Annotated in this window: 20 protein-coding genes and 1 pseudogene; 17 read left to right on the top strand and 4 right to left on the bottom strand. The window is 50.4% G+C overall.

Going from position 1 to position 16,105, the window contains the following annotated elements:
* The coding region (locus ATN88_RS25690) for a hypothetical protein (RefSeq protein ID WP_157490791.1) at positions 1-111 on the bottom strand (111 nt) is incomplete at its 3' end.
* Positions 112-462: 351 nt separating this feature from the next.
* Here ATN88_RS25690 and metK point away from each other — a divergent pair.
* The 7 genes and pseudogenes from metK (at position 463) to ruvX (ending at position 6,137) form a co-directional block, all read left to right on the top strand.
* Positions 463-1,617 carry a methionine adenosyltransferase gene (metK, locus tag ATN88_RS22580; protein WP_067419780.1) on the top strand — a complete coding sequence of 385 codons (1,155 nt, stop codon included), beginning with the start codon at positions 463-465 and terminating at the stop codon, positions 1,615-1,617.
* Between the two features lie 88 nt (positions 1,618-1,705).
* Entirely contained in the window at positions 1,706-2,194 is a 489-nt protein-coding gene (locus ATN88_RS22575; RefSeq protein WP_067419779.1) for a SprT family zinc-dependent metalloprotease, read from the top strand.
* 383 nt (positions 2,195-2,577) lie between these two features.
* Positions 2,578-3,282, top strand: a complete 705-nt coding sequence (gene endA / locus ATN88_RS22570; protein WP_198158437.1) for a deoxyribonuclease I — start codon at positions 2,578-2,580, stop codon at positions 3,280-3,282.
* 64 nt (positions 3,283-3,346) lie between these two features.
* Positions 3,347-4,078 (top strand): 16S rRNA (uracil(1498)-N(3))-methyltransferase, encoded by a 732-nt coding sequence (rsmE, locus tag ATN88_RS22565; RefSeq protein ID WP_067419778.1) that lies wholly within the window; start codon positions 3,347-3,349, stop codon positions 4,076-4,078.
* Positions 4,079-4,091: 13 nt separating this feature from the next.
* On the top strand, positions 4,092-5,039 hold the full coding sequence (gshB, locus tag ATN88_RS22560; protein ID WP_067419777.1) for a glutathione synthase: 948 nt from the start codon (positions 4,092-4,094) through the stop codon (positions 5,037-5,039).
* Positions 5,040-5,135: 96 nt separating this feature from the next.
* Positions 5,136-5,699: a YqgE/AlgH family protein gene (locus ATN88_RS22555; protein ID WP_067419776.1), complete on the top strand. Its 564-nt coding sequence runs from the start codon at positions 5,136-5,138 to the stop codon at positions 5,697-5,699.
* Positions 5,700-5,709: 10 nt separating this feature from the next.
* A pseudogene (gene ruvX, locus ATN88_RS22550) lies at positions 5,710-6,137 on the top strand (Holliday junction resolvase RuvX).
* Between the two features lie 24 nt (positions 6,138-6,161).
* Here ruvX and ATN88_RS22545 read toward each other — a convergent pair.
* Together ATN88_RS22545 and ATN88_RS22540 are read right to left on the bottom strand one after the other, a co-directional pair.
* A complete protein-coding gene (locus ATN88_RS22545; protein WP_067419775.1) occupies positions 6,162-7,280 on the bottom strand; it encodes a PilT/PilU family type 4a pilus ATPase in 1,119 nt (372 codons plus the stop codon).
* Positions 7,281-7,283: 3 nt separating this feature from the next.
* Complete coding sequence (locus ATN88_RS22540) at positions 7,284-8,321, bottom strand: type IV pilus twitching motility protein PilT (RefSeq protein WP_067419774.1); 1,038 nt, start codon at positions 8,319-8,321, stop codon at positions 7,284-7,286.
* A gap of 26 nt (positions 8,322-8,347) precedes the next feature.
* Between ATN88_RS22540 and ATN88_RS22535 the strand changes: the two genes are divergently transcribed.
* From ATN88_RS22535 to ATN88_RS27910, 10 genes are all read left to right on the top strand, one after another.
* Positions 8,348-9,052: a YggS family pyridoxal phosphate-dependent enzyme gene (locus ATN88_RS22535; RefSeq protein WP_067419773.1), complete on the top strand. Its 705-nt coding sequence runs from the start codon at positions 8,348-8,350 to the stop codon at positions 9,050-9,052.
* 48 nt (positions 9,053-9,100) lie between these two features.
* On the top strand, positions 9,101-9,919 hold the full coding sequence (gene proC / locus ATN88_RS22530; RefSeq protein WP_067419772.1) for a pyrroline-5-carboxylate reductase: 819 nt from the start codon (positions 9,101-9,103) through the stop codon (positions 9,917-9,919).
* A 9-nt stretch (positions 9,920-9,928) separates the two neighbouring features.
* The gene (locus tag ATN88_RS22525; RefSeq protein WP_067419771.1) at positions 9,929-10,498 is read left to right on the top strand and encodes a YggT family protein; all 570 of its coding nucleotides are present in this window, start codon (positions 9,929-9,931) and stop codon (positions 10,496-10,498) included.
* A 3-nt stretch (positions 10,499-10,501) separates the two neighbouring features.
* Positions 10,502-10,816 (top strand): DUF167 family protein YggU, encoded by a 315-nt coding sequence (gene yggU, locus ATN88_RS22520; RefSeq protein WP_067419770.1) that lies wholly within the window; start codon positions 10,502-10,504, stop codon positions 10,814-10,816.
* 54 nt (positions 10,817-10,870) lie between these two features.
* Positions 10,871-11,308, top strand: a complete 438-nt coding sequence (locus ATN88_RS22515) for a DUF4426 domain-containing protein (RefSeq protein ID WP_067419769.1) — start codon at positions 10,871-10,873, stop codon at positions 11,306-11,308.
* A 110-nt stretch (positions 11,309-11,418) separates the two neighbouring features.
* The gene (locus ATN88_RS22510; protein ID WP_067419768.1) at positions 11,419-12,018 is read left to right on the top strand and encodes an XTP/dITP diphosphatase; all 600 of its coding nucleotides are present in this window, start codon (positions 11,419-11,421) and stop codon (positions 12,016-12,018) included.
* A 6-nt stretch (positions 12,019-12,024) separates the two neighbouring features.
* Positions 12,025-13,176, top strand: coding sequence for a radical SAM family heme chaperone HemW (gene hemW, locus ATN88_RS22505; RefSeq protein WP_067419767.1), 1,152 nt, complete (start codon positions 12,025-12,027; stop codon positions 13,174-13,176).
* A gap of 73 nt (positions 13,177-13,249) precedes the next feature.
* Positions 13,250-13,804 (top strand): DUF3857 domain-containing protein, encoded by a 555-nt coding sequence (locus tag ATN88_RS27920; protein WP_232313488.1) that lies wholly within the window; start codon positions 13,250-13,252, stop codon positions 13,802-13,804.
* Positions 13,805-13,821: 17 nt separating this feature from the next.
* On the top strand, positions 13,822-14,451 hold the full coding sequence (locus ATN88_RS27915) for a transglutaminase-like domain-containing protein (protein ID WP_232313487.1): 630 nt from the start codon (positions 13,822-13,824) through the stop codon (positions 14,449-14,451).
* Between the two features lie 59 nt (positions 14,452-14,510).
* Positions 14,511-15,197 carry a hypothetical protein gene (locus ATN88_RS27910; RefSeq protein WP_232313486.1) on the top strand — a complete coding sequence of 229 codons (687 nt, stop codon included), beginning with the start codon at positions 14,511-14,513 and terminating at the stop codon, positions 15,195-15,197.
* A gap of 77 nt (positions 15,198-15,274) precedes the next feature.
* Here the strand turns inward: ATN88_RS27910 and ATN88_RS22495 are convergent, their stop codons facing one another.
* Positions 15,275-16,039, bottom strand: a complete 765-nt coding sequence (locus ATN88_RS22495; protein ID WP_067419766.1) for a DUF2884 family protein — start codon at positions 16,037-16,039, stop codon at positions 15,275-15,277.
* Between the last annotated feature and the right edge of the window lie 66 nt (positions 16,040-16,105).

Raw genomic sequence — 16,105 nt, 5'->3', positions numbered from 1 at the left:
GGCAATATCAGCCATACCCATTGGTGCACCTGGGTGACCAGAGTTAGCTTGTTGAACACCGTCCATGCTCAGAGCACGGATTGCATTAGCTAGAACCTTGCGAGAAGACATGTCTGCTCCTGACTTCTTAAGACGTTTTGTGTAATACGCAATCCGGCACAATACTTTTAAATAAATTGCCGGATCGCAAAACTTGGCGGGCGAGTATTGTCGCAAGTCTGTCACGGCTCTGCAAACGATTTACTTGCCTGATTTCAGGGGTTTTCGCTGGGAAAAGACAGATTTTTAACCCATCTGGTTGTAATCATTGGCGCAGGTACGCAAACGATTACTTAGAAAAACCGCGATCTATGTCTGGTTGCTTTTTAAAATTTCCAGCGTAGAATGGACGTCCAGATGGAAAAGCATCCATCCATGTAAACATATAAACGTACATACGCTATCAACCTTAAGGGAAACGTTATGGCTAAGCACCTGTTCACTTCTGAGTCAGTATCAGAAGGCCATCCAGATAAAATTGCAGACCAGATTTCAGATGCGGTTCTTGACGCGATTCTGGAGCAGGATCCAAAAGCACGCGTTGCTTGTGAAACTTACGTAAAAACCGGCATGGTAATGGTCGGTGGTGAGATCACGACGTCAGCTTGGGTTGATATCGAAGAACTGACACGTCAAACCGTTCGTGAAATTGGTTACGTTCACTCAGACATGGGTTTTGACGCAGACTCTTGTGCGGTTCTGAACACCATCGGTAAGCAGTCTCCAGACATCAACCAAGGTGTTGACCGTGCTGACCCGAAAGAGCAAGGCGCAGGTGACCAAGGCATCATGTTCGGTTACGCATGTAACGAAACTGACGTGCTAATGCCAGCACCAATCACTTACTCTCACCGTCTTGTTCAGCGTCAGGCTGAAGTACGCAAGAACGGCACGCTGCCTTGGTTGCGCCCAGATGCAAAATCTCAGGTAACCTTCCAATACAACGATGGCAAGATCGTAGGTATTGACGCAGTGGTTCTGTCTACTCAGCACTGTGACACCATTTCTACCCCAGATCTGCGTGAAGCCGTGATGGAAGAAATCATCAAGCCTGTACTGCCAGCAGAGTGGCTGAACAAAGAAACCAAATTCTTCATCAACCCAACTGGCCGTTTCGTCATCGGTGGTCCAATGGGTGACTGTGGTCTGACTGGTCGTAAGATCATCGTTGATACCTACGGCGGCGCGGCACGTCACGGTGGCGGTGCATTCTCTGGTAAAGATCCATCAAAAGTTGACCGTTCAGCAGCATACGCAGCACGTTACGTAGCGAAAAACATCGTTGCTGCAGGTCTGGCAGATCGCTGTGAGATCCAACTGTCTTACGCAATCGGTGTAGCAGACCCAACATCAATCATGGTTGAAACCTTCGGTACTGAGAAAGTGTCTCACGATATCATCATCGAAGCGGTTCGCCAGCACTTCGACCTGCGTCCATACGGCCTGCAAGAAATGCTGAACCTGCTGCAACCTATCTACAAGAAAACGGCAGCATACGGTCACTTCGGTCGTGAAGAGTTCCCTTGGGAAAAAACCGACAAAGTGGCGGCACTGCGCGATTTCGCTCAAATCAAATAAGCAAATATCCGAACGAAAAGGGAAGCTCAAGCTTCCCTTTTTTGTTCTATTCCCTACCCTGACGGCCAACCATCAGAGCCTCAGAACCATGAACGAACTTCACTATCGCATCACTCGCCGCGTCAGCGAATGCATCACTATCGCCAATCAGCAACTCGGCGGTGAACTGCCTGTGCCTGCGATTCGGTTTGATATTCGCGGTAAAACGGCGGGGATGGCGTTATTGCAACGCTGGGTGCTACGTTTCAACCCTGTTTTGCTGGCAGAAAACAGTGAGGCTTTTTTCCAAGAAGTGGTGCCGCATGAAGTTGCCCATTTGGTGGTCTTTTCACAATTTGGCAAGGTAAAACCGCACGGAAAAGAGTGGCAGGCCGTGATGTTTCGCGTCTTTGGCATTCAGCCGAAAACCACCCACAGTTTTGATATCACATCCGTGCAAGGAAAAACCTTTCTGTACCGTTGCGCCTGCGATGAAATGGCACTGACTGTTCGTCGCCATAACAAGGTACAACGCCAACAAGCGCAGTACATCTGTCGCCGTTGCAAACAGCCGCTCACATATACCCAAATAACCTGAAGATGCAGGATTCAGCGAGATTGACTGGGGTTGTGCTCGCGGCGTCCCTTTGCAGGTGTAGCCACTTCCATCAAAAAGGGACAACAAAAAGCACAGCGTCAGTCAACTCGCCCGAAGGGAGGCCTTCAATGCGCCCACTTCATCGTTAAATTCCTCAAAGATAGAATGACTATTCCTCGCGAAATTTGCCTCGAATTGAACGCATTGATGACCTCTGAATACGAGTATCTTCAGGTTGTTTGGGTATACACCCAACCTACTCAATAAGCATCACGTTTTTTAATGATAACTTCTTCAATTAGCACTATTTTGGTGAGATTTATCTCTCAATAGTCTGTAATAATCAGGTTACTCAATTTCTACAACAAGCAGACGACCTGACAATGAAACGACTGTTGATGCTGATGACAGCATTGTTTTTCTCTTTTCCCGCGCTCGCTGACCACCCTCAATCTTTCACCAAAGCCAAACGTATCGCTCAAGGTATTTATGACGACTACCCTGTCTCGTTTTACTGTGGCTGCGACATTGAATGGAAAGGTAAAAAGGGTATCCCCGATTTAGAAGCGTGCGGCTACAACGTTCGCAAACAAGAAAAACGCGCCAGCCGCATTGAATGGGAACATGTGGTGCCAGCATGGCAATTCGGCCACCAGCGTCAGTGCTGGCAAGATGGCGGTCGCAAGAACTGCGCCCGCAACGACACCGCCTTCAAATTGATGGAAGCAGACCTGCACAACTTGGTGCCAGCCATTGGCGAAGTGAACGGTGACCGCTCTAACTACCGCTTCTCACAATGGAACGGTGATAAAGGGGCGTTTTATGGTCGCTGTGAAATGAAGGTCGACTTCAAACAGCGCGCAGTCGAGCCACCAGCACAAAGCCGCGGTGCGATCGCGCGGACGTATAAGTACATGAACAAACAGTATGATTTCCGCCTCGCGTCTTCCCAGAAGAAGCTGATGGATGCTTGGGACAAAACCTACCCTGTGACCGAATGGGAGTGTGAGCGAGACCGTCGCATAGCCCGCGAGCAAGGCAATCACAACCCGTTCGTACAATCCGCCTGTAAGAAAGCCAGCCTCTAAAACTACAGCCTTTGAGCAGCAGCGTGATACACTGCTGCTCATTATTTCCCTGACAAATACCACCATGCGTATCCCAAGAATTTACCATCCAGAATTTTTGCCAGACACTGGCCGCGTTGCGCTGAGCGATGAGGCTGCTAACCACGTTGGCCGCGTTTTGCGTATGCAAGTCGGTCAGGAAGTGTTGTTGTTTGATGGTAGCGGTGCTGAATTCCCGGCAGTCATTGCGGAAGCGGGTAAAAAGTCCGTCGGTGTTGATATCGTTGAACGCGTTGAAAACAGCATTGAATCGCCGCTAGATCTGCACTTAGGTCAGGTTATTAGCCGCGGTGACAAAATGGAGTTCACCATCCAAAAATCGGTTGAGCTTGGTGTCAACGTGATTACTCCACTGATTTCTGAGCGTTGTGGCGTCAAACTCAATGCAGAGCGCTTTGACAAAAAGCTGCAGCAATGGCAAAAAATTGCTGTTGCGGCGTGCGAACAGTGTGGCCGAAACATGGTGCCAGAAATTCGTCCTGTGATGTCACTGGATGCATGGGCACAAGAAGCGTTCGATGGCCTGAAGCTTAACCTTCACCCTCGTGCAAAATACTCCATCAACACCTTGCCACAGCCTGTAAACCGCGTGCGTCTGTTGATTGGTCCAGAAGGCGGCCTTTCATCAGAGGAAATTGAACGAACCCGTGAATTCGGTTTCGAAGAAACATTGCTTGGCCCTCGCGTACTGCGCACCGAAACCGCAGCACTGACCGCCATTACAGCACTGCAAGTTCGCTTTGGTGATCTCGGTTAATAAGGATAAAAACATGATCAAACTGGGCGTTGTGATGGATCCGATTGAATCCATCAACATCAAAAAAGATTCCTCCTTTGCCATGATGCTCGAAGCGCAGCGTCGCGGCTGGGAAATTCACTACATGCAAATGAATGACTTGTCTCTAGAACAAGGCAAGGCATTGGCGCGCACTAAAATCGTGATGCTCGAACAAAACCCTGAGAAGTGGTTCGAGGTTCAGAGCGAACAAGAGATCGCATTGGCCGATCTGGACGCTGTGTTGATGCGTAAAGATCCTCCGTTTGATACAGAGTATATCTACGCAACGTATATTCTTGAGCGTGCGGAAGTCGAAGGCTGTTTGATTGTGAACAAGCCGCAGAGCCTGCGTGACTGCAATGAAAAGCTGTTCACCGCTTGGTTCCCTGAATTGACACCAACGACCTTAGTGACACGCCGCGCGGATCAAATCAAAGCGTTTCAGGAAAAACACGGTGACGTGATCCTAAAACCATTAGATGGCATGGGTGGCTCATCTATTTTCCGAGTGAAGCAAGGCGACCCTAACTTGTCAGTGATCATCGAAACCCTGACAGGCCTTGGTAACAACTACTGCATGGCGCAGACGTTTGTGCCTGACATCAGCAATGGCGACAAGCGTATTCTGGTGGTTGACGGTGAGCCAATGCCATACTGCCTAGCGCGTATCCCGGCAAAAGGTGAAACACGCGGCAACTTGGCAGCCGGTGGTCGTGGTGAAGCGCGTCCGTTGAGCGATACGGATTGGGAAATCGCACGTGCGGTTGCACCAACGCTGAAAGAGAAAGGCCTGATCTTTGTCGGTCTGGACATCATCGGTGACAAGCTGACCGAAATTAACGTGACCAGCCCAACCTGTATTCGTGAAATCGAAGCAGCGTTTGATATTAACATCAGCGGTAAACTGATGGACGCAATTGAAGCGCGTCTCAACAAGTAACCGTATGACGTCTGGACGGAATTACCCGTCCAGACCTGACATTCACGCGCTTACTGCTCATACTTTCAGTAAGCACTCTAGCTTATGAAGGGCGCAATGAATCTTAAAAATCATTTCCTTGTCGCCATGCCTAGTATGGCTGACGAGCGTTTCAAGCACAGTGTCGTCTATATGTGTGAGCACAACGATGACGGCGCGATGGGACTGATGATCAATCAGCCGATCAATATCTCTGTTGCGAGCATGCTGGATCAGATTGAGCTGGATCGAGAGCAGGATGTCACCCACCCGGTGAGCTTGGATCAACCGGTTCTGTTTGGTGGGCCTGTTTCAGAAGATCGCGGTTTCGTCCTTCACAAGAACAACAAGCTTTTCGGCTCTAGCATTCGTTTGACCGAAAACCTGACCGTAACGACCTCGAAAGATATCCTGAGCATCTTAGGCACGAACGAAGAGCCCGATCAGTTTATCGTCGCGCTGGGTTATGCCGGCTGGGAAGCGGGACAGCTTGAGCAAGAGTTGGCTGAAAATAGTTGGCTGACCATCGAAGCCGACCCTGCCGTTATCTTTGATACACCAATCAATGAGCGTTGGGAAAAGGCCCTTAAACAGATGGGCATCAGCGCGCTAAATCTATCGTCCGATATCGGACACGCTTGAGAAACACACCATGAGTAACATTCAAAGCGTGCTGGGTTTTGACTACGGCACCAAGAGCATTGGCGTTGCCATTGGCCAAGCTATTACCGGCACCGCCCGTCCCCTTAAAGCATTGAAAGCCAAAGACGGCATTCCAAGCTGGGAGCGATTGAAGCCATTTTAAAAGAGTGGACACCAGATCTGGTGGTGGTTGGCCTGCCGTTGGATCTGCATGGCGGCGAGCTTGAAGCTATCACGCCACGTGCGCGTAAGTTTGCCAATCGCCTGAAAGGTCGCTTTGGCGTAAACGTAGAACTGCACGATGAGCGCCTGACAACCGCTGAAGCGCGTTCATCCTTGTTCGAATACGGCGGCTACAAAGCCCTCGGTAAAGGCGAAATCGACAGCCAATCGGCGGTCATCATCGTGGAAAGCTGGTTTGAAAATCAGTACCAATAAGAAAAGGCGCATCACGCGCCTTTTTTATTTCCCTTCGATACTGACATCTGCCATCGAGAACGATTGGCTTGGGGCCTGCTCATCCATCTTCATCATCAGTTTGAGCTCATTACGTGAGTCCGCGTGATGAAGAGCCTCATCTTTGGAGATCTTGCCGCTTTTATACAGCTCGAACAGCGACTGATCGAACGTGCACATGCCTGCATTATTGCCTTTTCGGATGCACTCTTTGAGCTCGTGAAGCTCTCCTCGACGGATAAGATCAGACACATTGGAGGTGTTAAGAAGCAGCTCGTAAGCACCATGCCTACCGATACCGCTAATGTCGGGGATAAGCTGCTGCGCCATCACGGCTTTAAGATTTAACGACATATCAAACAAGAACTGCTCACGACGCTCTTTGGGCACCAAGTGGAGCACACGCTCCAGTGCTTGGTTGGCATTATTCGCGTGCAACGTTGCGATACAAAGATGCCCCGTCTCCGCGAACTGCATGGCGTATTCCATGGTCTCGCGAGAGCGAATCTCACCAATCATGATCATGTCAGGTGCCTGTCGCAGCGAGTTCTTCAGCGCAACTTCGTAGCTTTCCGTATCAATACCAATCTCGCGCTGGGTCACGATGCACTTGTTGTGTGGATGGATAAACTCAATCGGGTCTTCCACCGTCAAGATGTGACCACTGCGCGAGTTATTGCGAAAGCCCAACATGGCCGCCATGGACGTTGATTTCCCCGACCCCGTCGCGCCGACAATCAAGATCAATCCGCGCTTGGCGATAGCGAGATCTTGCATCACTCCCGGCAAACCCAAGGTATGGATTTGCGGGATTTGGGTTTCAATGCGGCGAATCACCATGCCCGGCAAATCACGCTGCCAAAAGGCACTGACGCGGAAACGGCCTGCATCTGTCATCAACGCGAAATTGGCTTCCCTGTCGCGAAGATAATGTTGATAGCGTTCATTACCCATCGCCTGTTGAACCAGCGCATCAACGCCGCCCTCATCCAACATCTCGCCGACGGGTTTTAAACTGCCATCCACTCTCAGCATGCATGGCGCGCCAACGGTAATGTATCCATCCGATGCACGCATGCTCATCATGTCGTGCAATAACCTTGTTAGCTCGTTCCCATTGTTCATGCGCTACATTCCTGTGCCGACGCTATCCATTGCCTTTGTCGCTTCTTGGGCATCAATCATACCCTGAGCCACCAAATTCCTAAGCGACTGATCCATGGTTTGCATACCCAGCGTCGCGCCTGTCTGGATCATCGAGAACATCTGCGCCACTTTGTCTTCACGGATCAGGTTTCGAATCGCAGGCGTGGCAATCATGATTTCATGCGCCGCGACACGACCGCCTGTCACTTGCTTCACCAGTTTTTGCGATACGACCGCACGCAGCGACTCTGACAACATGGAGCGCACCATCGGTTTGTCTGCCCCCGGAAAGACGTCAATGATACGGTCGATGGTCTTGGCGGCACTGGAGGTATGCAGCGTACCGAAAACAAGGTGACCAGTTTCCGCAGCAGTTAACGCAAGACTGATGGTTTCTTTGTCACGAAGCTCACCCACAAGAATCACGTCTGGGTCTTCACGCAATGCAGAGCGAAGTGCGTTGTTAAAGGAGTGGGTGTCGCGGTGCACTTCACGTTGGTTGATGAGACAATTTTTCTGCTCATGAATAAATTCAATCGGATCTTCGATAGTCAGAATATGGCGATGCTGCTCGCTGTTGATTTTGTTGATCATCGCCGCCAGCGTGGTGGACTTACCCGAACCTGTCGGCCCAGTCACCAGCACTAAGCCTTTCTGATATTGGGTAAATTGTTCGAAAATCGGCGGCGCGCTGATGGCTTCTAACGACGGGATTTTAGAGGGAATGGTACGAAACACCGCCGCGCAGCCACGGGATTGCTGAAACGCATTAACACGGAATCGGCCGACTGATGCCAACTCGAACGAGAAGTCCACTTCGAGGTTTTGCTCAAACTCTCTTTGCTGCGCATCGTTCATCACATCAAAAATAAGACGGTTTACCTCATCGTTACTCAGCGCGGGCAGGCTAAGCTTACGGACATCACCATCTACGCGGACCATTGGAGATACTCCAGCAGAAAGATGTAGATCTGAAGCGTTATGCTTTACACTAAAGTCCAGTAATTCAGTAATATCCATTAATACGTTTCCTCGCAGAATCAACCATGTGTAGTATCAAACAAAACCTAGAACAGGTCACCAGCCAAATAGACAGTGCCGCACAAAAATGCGGGAGAGACGCCTTTGGCGTGCAATTATTGGCGGTAAGCAAGACCAAGCCTATCGAAGCGATCGCCGAAGCCATTCAGGCCGGCCTCCGTCAATTTGGTGAAAACTACGTCCAAGAAGGCGTTGAAAAAATCGCGCACTTCAAAGAGACACAACCGGATTTGGAATGGCACTTTATCGGGCCAATTCAGTCCAATAAAACCAAACCTATCGCAGAAAACTTCGACTGGGTGCACTCCATTGACCGCAATAAAGTGGCGCGTAGATTGAGTGAGCAGCGCCCTGCTGACATGAAGCCATTGCAGGTGCTGATCCAGATTAATACCAGCGGTGAAACCTCGAAATCCGGCGCGGGCTTTGAGGATGTCAAAGCACTGGCTGCAGAAATTGATGCGTTGCCAAACCTCACGCTGCGCGGTTTGATGTGCATTCCGCAACCGGAAGATGACCATCAAAAACAGTTGGAAGCGTTTGCGCCACTGTCAGCCCTTTATGAAGAGATGAAAGCCTCTCGCCCAGAATTCGACACCCTGTCGATGGGCATGAGCGGCGATATGGATGCCGCCATTGCTTCTGGCAGCACCATGGTGCGTATTGGCACCGCTATTTTTGGCGCGCGTGATTACTCAAACCGCCAGTAAACAGATAACTTGGGTGAAACCATCACCCCTCCAAAGGAGAATTCATTGATGGAACAACGCACAGTCGCCTTTCTCGGCGCAGGGAACATGGCACGCTCTATAATTTCCGGCCTGCTGGAGTCTGGCTACCCTGCTAAAAGCCTGATTGCCGTTGACAGAAACCCTGAGACGAGTGCGAAGTATCGTGATACTTACGGCATCAATGCGAACGAAGACGCGATTGCCAGTGCCAACCAAGCAGATGTGGTTGTTCTGGCCGTTAAACCGCAAGACATGGAAACCTTACTAAAAAGCCTGCAAGGCGTTGATTGGTCATCAAAACTGGTCATCTCCATTGCGGCGGGTATCTCGTGTCAGCGCCTGAGTGAAATGGCGGGCACACCACTGAAACTGGTTCGTGTGATGCCAAACACACCTTCGCTGGTTAGTGAGGGTATGAGTGGCCTTTATGCACCAGACTCTGTATCAGAGGCTGACCGTCTGTTTGCCGGACAACTGATGGGTGCCGTCGGTAAAATTTGCTGGGTGTCAGAAGAAGCAGGCATTAATGCAGTTATCGCGGCGGCAGGCAGTGCGCCAGCGTATTTCTTCCGTTTTATGGAAGCGATGCAAGCCGAAGCCGAACGCCAAGGCTTTGATAAAGACACCGCACGCCTTTTGGTGCAGCAGTCTGCACTGGGCGCAGCTAAAATGGTGGTTGCCAACCCTGACATTGAACTGGCAACCTTAAGAGAACAAGTGACGTCCAAAGGCGGCACCACCGCCGAGGCACTCAACGTATTCAATAACAACCAACTGTCAGAGACGGTAGCAGAAGCCATGCAGGCCGCTGTCCGCCGAGCTGAAGAAATGGAAACGCTATTTTAGGGCTAATTTATGAACGCAATGAATTTCCTCGTTTCAACACTGTTCGATCTTTACATCATGGTGGTGTTGCTGCGAGTTTGGCTGCAATGGTCACGTGCTGACTTTTACAACCCATTCAGCCAGTTTGTCGTGAAAGCGACTCAGCCTGTTGTTGCGCCGCTTCGCCGCGTGATCCCATCAATCGGCAGCTTTGACCTTGCGACCGTTCTGTTCGCTTTCATCTTGTGTATCGCGAAGTTCTTTGTCCTTCAGATGATCATGATGGGTGGCTTCCCTCCGTTTGATGCAAGCTACATCTTGGTGGGCTTCATTGCGCTGATCAAAGCTGCTGGTGGCCTGCTGTTCTGGGTTCTGATCCTACGCGCCATTCTGAGCTGGGTAAGCCAAGGTCGCAGCCCGATTGAGTACGTCATGGTTCAACTGACCGAGCCGCTGGTTGCGCCAATTCGTCGCGTTATCCCACCGCTGGGTGGTCTGGATCTGAGCATCCTGATCCTGTTTATCGGCCTTCAGTTCCTGAACTATGTGATTGGCGATCTGCTAAGCCCATACTTCGGCAACTTGTGGTTCGTGCTGTAATTTATGACACGCACTGCCCGCACGGCTTGGCTGGAAAATGACGATCTCATTCTTCGATTGTATATCCAGCCCAAAGCCAGTCGCGATCAGTGGATGGGACAACATGGCGAGGAAATCAAACTCGCCATCACCGCCCCGCCAGTGGATGGCAAAGCTAACGCCCACCTTACCAAGTTTCTCTCCAAGCAATTTAAAGTTGCCAAAGGACAGATAGACATTGAGAAAGGGGAATTAGGGCGTCACAAGCAAGTCCGAATCCACGCGCCGACCCTCTATCCAGAGGCCATCAGTGATCTGATAGCAGCCTCAAAGCAGTAAATAATAAGCGTACCCTCGGGTGCGCTTTGTTTCATCAGACAAGGACTATGCGTCATGAAACGTTACCTACTTCCCTTTATTAGCCTGCTAATCGTGGCTTTTTCGCCCGCTTCACATGCCGAGCAGAAAAAAGACATTGGCTCATTGGAAGTCCACTACTCCGCCCTAAACAGCACCTTCGTTCCGCCTGCCGTGGCCAAAGCGTATGGCATCAAACGCAGCAATGTGAATGCCCTCTTAAATATCGCTATTCTGGATAAAAGCCGCGCAGGCAAACCCGCCGTCACCGCAGAAGTGACAGGCCAAGCGCGCAACTTACTCGGCACCAAGAAACCGCTGACGTTTCGTGAGGTGCGCGAGGGCGATGCGATTTATTACCTGGCAGAAGTCCGATTTGCGAACGAGGAAAACTACATCTTTGATATAGATATCAAGGCCGCAGGCAATCGTGCAGGAAAGCTGACGTTTCAACAAACCTTCTACGCGAATTGATGCCATGCTCGCATCATCGCGATGATAGATGACACACAGTGACTTTCCGGTATCATGCGCCCATTGAGGCGCCGTTTTTGTATTCACGCGGCACGAAGAAGGAGTTCAACATGACGAAAGTGGTTCTTGCGACAGGCAACGCCGGCAAAGTGAAAGAAATGGCAGATTTACTCCAAGACTTCGGTCTGGATGTCATGGCACAAAGCGAGTTTGCCGTTGCCGATGCCGATGAAACCGGCACAACCTTTATCGAAAATGCCATCATCAAAGCGCGTCATGCAGCCAAAGAAACAGGCCTGCCAGCGATTGCTGATGACTCGGGTCTGGAAGTGGATTACCTCAACGGTGCACCAGGTGTTTACAGCGCACGTTACGCAGGTGAAGGCAAAGGCGACCAAGCTAACCTTGAAAAACTGCTGGAGTGCATGGCTGACGCACCAGACGACCAACGTAGTGCTCGTTTCCACTGTGTGCTGGTTTACATGCGTCATGCGAACGATCCGACGCCAGTGGTTTGCCACGGTGTGTTTGAAGGCAAAATCGCGCGTGAAGCATCAGGCTCTCATGGCTTTGGTTACGATCCTGTGTTCTACGTTGAAGAACAAGGCTGCACGCTGGCAAACATTGAACCTGCAGTGAAAAAGCAAATCTCTCACCGTGGTCAGGCACTGAAAAAGCTGTTTGCCGCAATGAGCACAGAGAAGAAATAATCCAAGATGTCTGTTCAGATCCCCCTAAGCCTTTACGTGCACATCCCGTGGTGTGTGCAAAAGTGCCCGTATTGTGATTTCAACTCGCACACGCTCAAAGGCGAGGTGCCAGAGCAAGATTACATTTCGGCACTGTTGGATGATTTGCGTAAGGATTTAGCGCGATTTAATGGTGTCAGTGGCCGCTGTTTGCATTCCATCTTCATTGGTGGCGGCACGCCAAGCCTGATGTCTCCCGAAGAGATTTCCCGTCTTCTGCAAGGTATTGATGCTGAAGTGCCGTTTGCCGACAACATCGAAATCACGATGGAAGCGAACCCAGGTACTGTGGAAGCGGACAAGTTTATTGCTTACCGTAAAGTGGGCGTAAACCGTATCTCTATCGGCGTACAGAGCTTTGACAACGAGAAGCTCAAGCGACTGGGACGCATCCATGGTAGCGACGAAGCAAAACGTGCTGCCAAGCTTGCCCATGAAGCGGGACTGAACAGCTTCAATCTGGACTTGATGCATGGCTTGCCGGATCAAACCCTTGAGGGTGCGCTGGACGATCTAAAGCAAGCCATTGCGCTGAACCCGCCGCACTTGTCGTGGTATCAGCTCACCATTGAGCCGAACACTCAGTACTACTCTAAGCCGCCAACCTTGCCAGATGACGATGACCTGTGGGACATCTTCGAGCAAGGCCATAAGCTTTTGAGCGAAGCGGGCTACGTACAATATGAAACTTCTGGCTACAGCAAGCCGGGTTATCAGTGTCAGCATAACCTCAACTACTGGCGATTTGGCGACTATCTGGGCATTGGCTGTGGCGCGCACGGCAAAATTACCTTAGAAGACGGTACCGTGCAGCGCACAGTAAAAGTGAAACACCCGCGCGGATATCTCGATCCTGAGAAAGAATACCTCAGCGAATTGCATATAGTGGAAGCAGATGAACTGCCGTTTGAGTTCTTCATGAACAGATTCAGATTGGTAGAAGCTTGTCCAAAAGACGACTTCCCTGCGCGTACAGGATTGTCCCAAGAGGTGATTCAAAAGCCGATTGCCGATGCCATTGAGCAAGGCTTTTTGGCTGACTCTGATTCCCACTGGCAAGTGACACAGAAAGGCAGACTGTTTCTGAACGACCTGCTCTCCGGCTTCATCGACGAGTAAGACAGCCTCCGCTGTCTTGGCAAGGGCGTGAGTCCCTTGCCCTTGTTCTCCGAAGCAAAGGACAGCGTAGTAGATGAATAAGTATCTGTTTGCCCTGAGTGTTCCCCTACTCTCTCTCAATATGGCTCAGGCCGATGACGGCCTCTATTCTCCGCGCCCTGACTGGGTGCAGCCCATTGCCGAGATCCCTGTATTCAGCAAGCAAGGTCACCATTACGATCAGCAATACTTGCTGGTGGATCGACAGTTGGATCTCACCCAACCCAACCCGGTCGAATACAAGCGTTACACCAGTAAGATCGTGTCCATTGAAGGCGTGGAATCCGCCTCTCAATTGTCTATCGACTTTGATCCCAGCTACCAAAGCGTGAATGTTCACCGTTTGGAGATCATCCGAAACGGCAAGACTATCGATAGAAAAACATCAGCGAAAACCTCGCAATTTAAACGCGAGGTGGACTTAGACTCACTGCTGTATAACGGTGAAGAAACCCTGCATATCGTGTTAGATGATGTGCGAGTCGGTGACATTATTGACTTTAGCTACAGCATTTCAGGGTTTAACCCCGTGTTTGGTGAGCATCGCGAGTGGTACATCAAAACCGGTTGGGCCACCAGCGTGGCTTAGTAAATACCCGAATTCGGATGCCAAAAGACAGCGACTTTCATGTCACTAACCTTGAAGGCAAAGGAAACGGCAAGGCAAAAGAAATCACCGAAAACGGTGCGCGCATCTTTACCTATCAAGAACGAAACGGCTTGTATGATTTCGACGAGTCCGAGCAGCCGCGTTGGTTTAACCCTTACCCCTACCTCCATGTGTCCAGCTATCAAAACTGGCAAGACGTTGTGAAATGGGCATTGCCGCTTTATGCCGCGCCAGACAAGGATGATGAAGTCCAAGCTCTGGTCGCAGACATCCAAGATACCTACCCGGATGATAGAGAAAAGCAGATCGTTGCCGCGATCCATTTTGTGCAAAACAACATTCGCTACTTGGGCATTGAAAACGGCATAGGTTCCCATAAACCTCGGCCACCTGCCCAAATCATTTCCCAAGGGTATGGCGATTGCAAAGACAAGTCTTTGCTGCTGGTTTCCATGCTAAATGAGCTTGGCGTGGAAGCTATCCCGCTTGGTAGACACATTCTGGAAAGACCAACTGAAAGACCAGCCTGCTGCGCCCTACAGCTTCAATCATGTGATTGTGAGAATGACCTACGACGCAAGCCTTGGTGGATTGATGCGACACGTACCCATCAAGCAGCCGCTTAGATTCAATCGCGCAATCTCGTCTTGGCTATGCGCTTGTCATCAAGCCAGAGACGAATGCCTTGAGCGAAATGGCACCGCCAACCATTCCCGTCACGCAAGACGTGGAGCAAAAATATGTGGTCAATCATGCGCACGCGCAAAGCTACCTGACCGTGAAAACCACCTACCGTGGCCTTGAAGCAGAGCGTTGGCGTAGATATTTAGAATCCAAGCCATTAGTAGAGCTTGGAGAAGAGTATGCTAATTACTACGCCTCATTTTTTAATGCGCTCGACCTTATGCGTCCGCTTACCATTTCTGATGATTTGGAAACGAACGAGGTCACGGTCAACGAGGCATATGTTATCGAAGGGCTGTGGTCAAAAAGTGAGGATGCCTACACCTTTGTCGTATCCGGTGACATCGTGGATGATTACCTGACAAAGCCCGACCTTATTCGCCGAAAAACCCCGTTTCGTTTTGGCACGGAAGGTGCTGTGAGGCAGAAAATCAAACTGAGCCTACCTGAGTCTTGGGAGATTGAAGCAAGCAATCACACCATCAATGGGCCTTACTTTGAGTTTCAAAGTTCACTTAGCAAGATATCAGCTCCCGGTGAAACGCTCTTTGACAAAACCTATGTCGAAGCCAACTACTTCTATCGCTCCAAAAAGCGTCACGTTGAGGCAAGTGAACTTCGCCAATACTTGGGTGATATCGATGATGCGTGGAACAGCGTCGACTACGAGTTCACCTATCGCCCTTAAGCGTTGAGTGATTCAGGCAAAACCTTAGGTATAAAAAAACGCGGCATCAGGCCGCGTTTTCTATTGTTCGAGAGCCGTTATCTCACCGTCACCGTTTTTAATCCCGAGAGTGCCGGAATGAGGTCAGCGATATTTTCCTCGTGCTGCTGCCACGCATTTAAACGCTGGCACAAATCTTTTTGCAGCACTTTGGTTTTGTCTCGTTGCAGTTTTGCCTCGCCGACAAGACGGTCTTGCAGTGTCGCCATCTTCTCTGACATGAACTGCATCTTATTGGTTTGCCCTTCGCTCAACACCGCAATGTCCATCAAGCCGCGGCTGCTTACCGTCGCCACGATTTGTGGGACGCTAGCTTCTACTTCGCGAACGGTTTGAAGCAACAGCGTATGATTCAACTGAGGCGCTTTGCGCTCAGCATTATAAAGCGACGCATTAACACGATTTTGCAGATAGTCGTGGTACTGACCGAGTTCGCTACGCAGACCACTTTTGTCGCCCAGCTCATCGGCAATCACGTCATCCAGTGCCTTCCATGAGGTCTGAAGTTGTTGAGATAAGGTGCGGCTGATGTAAGGAAGATCCTGTCTCACCGCTTGGCTATAGGCTGAGAGGGAGGCTTTCTGCTCATCACTCAGTTTTACGCGATGTACGTTCACGAATAGCATGCCGTTTGGATCAATGAGAAAGCGGTTGTTGTTGCTTTCAATGATCACGTTGTCGGATTCAATCGCGATATCACTGTGAAGATCTGGGCTACACACCGCTGCTTTCGATACAAACGGCAATGCCATCAACACCAGACCAAATACGCTCCAAGCGCGCGTTCCACTCAATCTACCCATAATCACCTCTCCATCCGTTGTTTCAGGAGACCGCATCGTGTGCGTCAACGTCACAACAATCGCAGT

The organism is Enterovibrio coralii (assembly GCF_001559595.1).
Classification (GTDB): Bacteria; Pseudomonadota; Gammaproteobacteria; order Enterobacterales; family Vibrionaceae; genus Enterovibrio; species Enterovibrio coralii.
This window is presented reverse-complemented; position numbering and strand designations above follow the sequence as displayed.